The organism is Altericroceibacterium spongiae (assembly GCF_003610805.1).
Lineage (GTDB): Bacteria > Pseudomonadota > Alphaproteobacteria > Sphingomonadales > Sphingomonadaceae > Altericroceibacterium > Altericroceibacterium spongiae.
Window position 1 is genome coordinate 1 of sequence record NZ_RAPF01000028.1, and the last position, 2,432, is coordinate 2,432.

General features: G+C 56.7%; 5 protein-coding genes and 1 pseudogene. 1 reads left to right on the forward strand and 5 read right to left on the reverse strand.

Annotation, left to right across the window (positions count from 1 at the left end; all coding sequences use genetic code 11):
• From D6851_RS18130 to D6851_RS17430, 3 genes and pseudogenes are all read right to left on the reverse strand, one after another.
• Nucleotides 1–333, reverse strand: a 333-nt coding sequence (locus tag D6851_RS18130; RefSeq protein WP_238474184.1) for a BrnT family toxin, incomplete at its 3' end; no start/stop codon positions are given.
• Between the two features lie 63 nt (nucleotides 334–396).
• Nucleotides 397–834, reverse strand: coding sequence for a hypothetical protein (locus tag D6851_RS17425; protein ID WP_120326100.1), 438 nt, complete (start codon nucleotides 832–834; stop codon nucleotides 397–399).
• Nucleotides 827–1,045: pseudogene (locus D6851_RS17430) on the reverse strand (mobilization protein); the annotation flags it as partial. The gene D6851_RS17425 and the pseudogene D6851_RS17430, both read right to left, overlap by 8 nt.
• A gap of 10 nt (nucleotides 1,046–1,055) precedes the next feature.
• On the opposite strand from D6851_RS17430, the gene D6851_RS17435 reads away from it, so the two are divergent.
• Nucleotides 1,056–1,202 carry a hypothetical protein gene (locus D6851_RS17435; protein WP_238474185.1) on the forward strand — a complete coding sequence of 49 codons (147 nt, stop codon included), beginning with the start codon at nucleotides 1,056–1,058 and terminating at the stop codon, nucleotides 1,200–1,202.
• 16 nt (nucleotides 1,203–1,218) lie between these two features.
• On the opposite strand, the gene D6851_RS17440 is transcribed toward D6851_RS17435, so the two are convergent.
• The gene (locus D6851_RS17440; RefSeq protein ID WP_120326102.1) at nucleotides 1,219–1,635 is read right to left on the reverse strand and encodes a hypothetical protein; all 417 of its coding nucleotides are present in this window, start codon (nucleotides 1,633–1,635) and stop codon (nucleotides 1,219–1,221) included.
• Nucleotides 1,636–1,876: 241 nt separating this feature from the next.
• Nucleotides 1,877–2,254, reverse strand: a complete 378-nt coding sequence (locus D6851_RS17445; RefSeq protein WP_120326103.1) for a hypothetical protein — start codon at nucleotides 2,252–2,254, stop codon at nucleotides 1,877–1,879.
• Nucleotides 2,255–2,432 lie beyond the last annotated feature (178 nt).

The window sequence follows — 2,432 nt, forward strand, 5'->3', positions numbered from 1 at the left end:
GCATTTGGCATTGGCCCCTCGGTCATGACCGAGGCCATGGACGTGCTCAATCAGCATTTTGCCAATGCTGCCTGATCCCCAGACGGGGTGACGCTGCCCGGCCGTCACCAATGTTTGCAACAGAGCCTCGTCATGAGAGCCTTCGGTGAACACCAGCACGTGCAGGCGATCCCCGATCATGCCCAGGGCGACGAACCGGACCTCTCCATAATCGAAGCGGTCATCTTCACGCTCAAACGCCGTCTCCCAATCGAACCGTTCCGCAGCCAGCAAGGATAGGCCGTGCTTGGCGATATTGGTCTCATCCTTGGCCGGGTCGAACTCGATTTCCATGATATTCTGTACACCCATTAAATCGGTCGGGCAATAATTTTTGTGCACCCATAAATTGCTGCCCTATTCCGCCTGCAACGGCACCCAATTGCCCTTGCACGTTTGGGTTTTGGCGTCCCATCGTGCGGTGCATCCGTATAGCTGGCGCTCGATTTTCGGTTCCTGCGCCCAGCGATAGGCGAGGGCCGCGGCGAAGATCAGGCCCAGCCCGATCAGGGCGGCGGCGATCCATTCCTTCAGGCGGTCCCACCAGACCCCGGCGCTGATCCGCTGAAGCTGTCCAGCGGCCCGGTGGAGGGCATCGACCCCCGCGCCTGCCTGTGCGGCCCCTTCGGCGCGCTGGCGGGCGTCCTGCTCGATCTGGCGGGACAGGGCGGCGACTTGCTGGGCGACCCCTTCGGCCCCGGCCTTGCGCATGGCGTCGAGCAGGGTGCGATAGTCCGCGCCGGGATCGGAGGGAGGGGGCGCGTCGAACTCGGCAGGGTCGAAGGGATCAGGCATCGGCGGGGCCACCCTTGAAGGTCCAGCCCTCGAACGCCTTGCGGTCCTGATCGCGGCTGATCCGGCTCATCAGGTCATTGAGGTGGGATTCCCATGCGGGGTCTTTCATGGCGGCATCGAGGAGCAGACCGCCGAGGATGATCTTGCGTCGGGCATCGGCCTTGCGGTTCAGGGTAGCGGCGCGGGCTTCCAATGCCTGCAACCGAGCCCTTCGTAAAGCGGTGGACGCCTACAACGGGGCGAACCAGCACACCAAGGATCTCTATATCGAGCAGATCCAGCGCGAGCCGCAGATGGCGCGGGCGATGGGCCAGTTGCTCCACGAGCACGAGCTGGTCCTGCAGCGGGATCGCGGCATGAGCTTGTGAAAGCTCATATCAGCCATCATTTGCGCTTTGCCCGTAACTCCAAAACATAAGAAATAATGGAAGATTTTATTTTATCGCGAATAGGTTTCCATAGCTCATCACGACGCTCTTGTGCATTTCGAGCCATCATTTTGAACTCAAATCCGGAATCAATTGACGATTTAATTGCGATATAATTCGCATTAAGTTCGACTAACTGACTCTCTATTTTAGAACATTTGTTCATTGCGGCTTCTGCAATAATAGGAGCTGCGTCTGGACCCTTGTAAAATTTATTAGATTCATTTCGAGAACAGATAGCATATTCTTTAATGCCATTAGTTAGGGCTACGTTGACCTCATCCCTGAATTGTACTGTCGGATAACCGAACTGATTGAATTGTGGGTCGGCAGAAGCAGCTGTTAATATTGTCAGCATAGTGCCAAAAATCATATATCCCCCTTTGTCTCAATTTTACTTTTCACTCAGCCTAATTATTAGGCAACGATCTTATGGCTATCTTCGCTGATTGATTATACTTTCTCGCCGCGAGGGCTGTCGCCCTGGCGGCTGAACAGCCGCGACCAGACCCGCTGAAGCTGCGCAGCGGCCCGGTGGAGGGCATCGACCCCCGCGCCTGTTCGCTTAGGCCGCACCCGGGAGTAGTTACACTGGGTGTGGGTATTGTTGCCCGTCAGACCTCCCGATAGTCCTTCCTACTTAGGTCACCGCCTCGGATCGTCAGCGTCACAGCAAATCGCTTGAAGAGGCCCAGGAACTGATCAAGTGAGATCGGCAGGTCGATTTTCCGAACCGGCACCGGCTCTTGATTGAGCACGTCGCGGACCGCACCTTCGTAGTCTGGGGCGTCAACCACTACCGCCTGTATGGAGGGCTGGGTAACCTTGCCTCCGTGATTTTCACCTACCCATAATTCGACTGCTACAAGAAACTCTCCCGCCTGCATCAGTCCATTAGACCGAAGGTAGTCGCCAAGATCATTCTTGTCCGCGCGATCCGCCGCTGCTGAACCCTCGAAGTCGCCATACTGTACACCCGCTTTGAATGACATATCACTCTCCTTGCTAATTAGACTACAAGTGGCACGCTCATGCCTCACCGTCGGCTCTGTTGCAAACATTGGTGACGGCCGGGCAGCGTCACCCCGTCTGGGGATCAGGCAGCATTGGCAAAATGCTGATTGAGCACGTCCATGGCCTCGGTCATGACCGAGGGGCCAATGCCAAATG

What these genes read in the sequence shown, in the direction of transcription:
- D6851_RS17425 (WP_120326100.1), bottom strand. Translation starts at nt 834, where the DNA reads ATGCCTGATCCCTTCGACCCTGCCGAGTTCGACGCGCCCCCTCCCTCC.
- D6851_RS17445 (WP_120326103.1), bottom strand. Translation starts at nt 2,254, where the DNA reads ATGTCATTCAAAGCGGGTGTACAGTATGGCGACTTCGAGGGTTCAGCA.
- D6851_RS17440 (WP_120326102.1), bottom strand. Translation starts at nt 1,635, where the DNA reads ATGATTTTTGGCACTATGCTGACAATATTAACAGCTGCTTCTGCCGAC.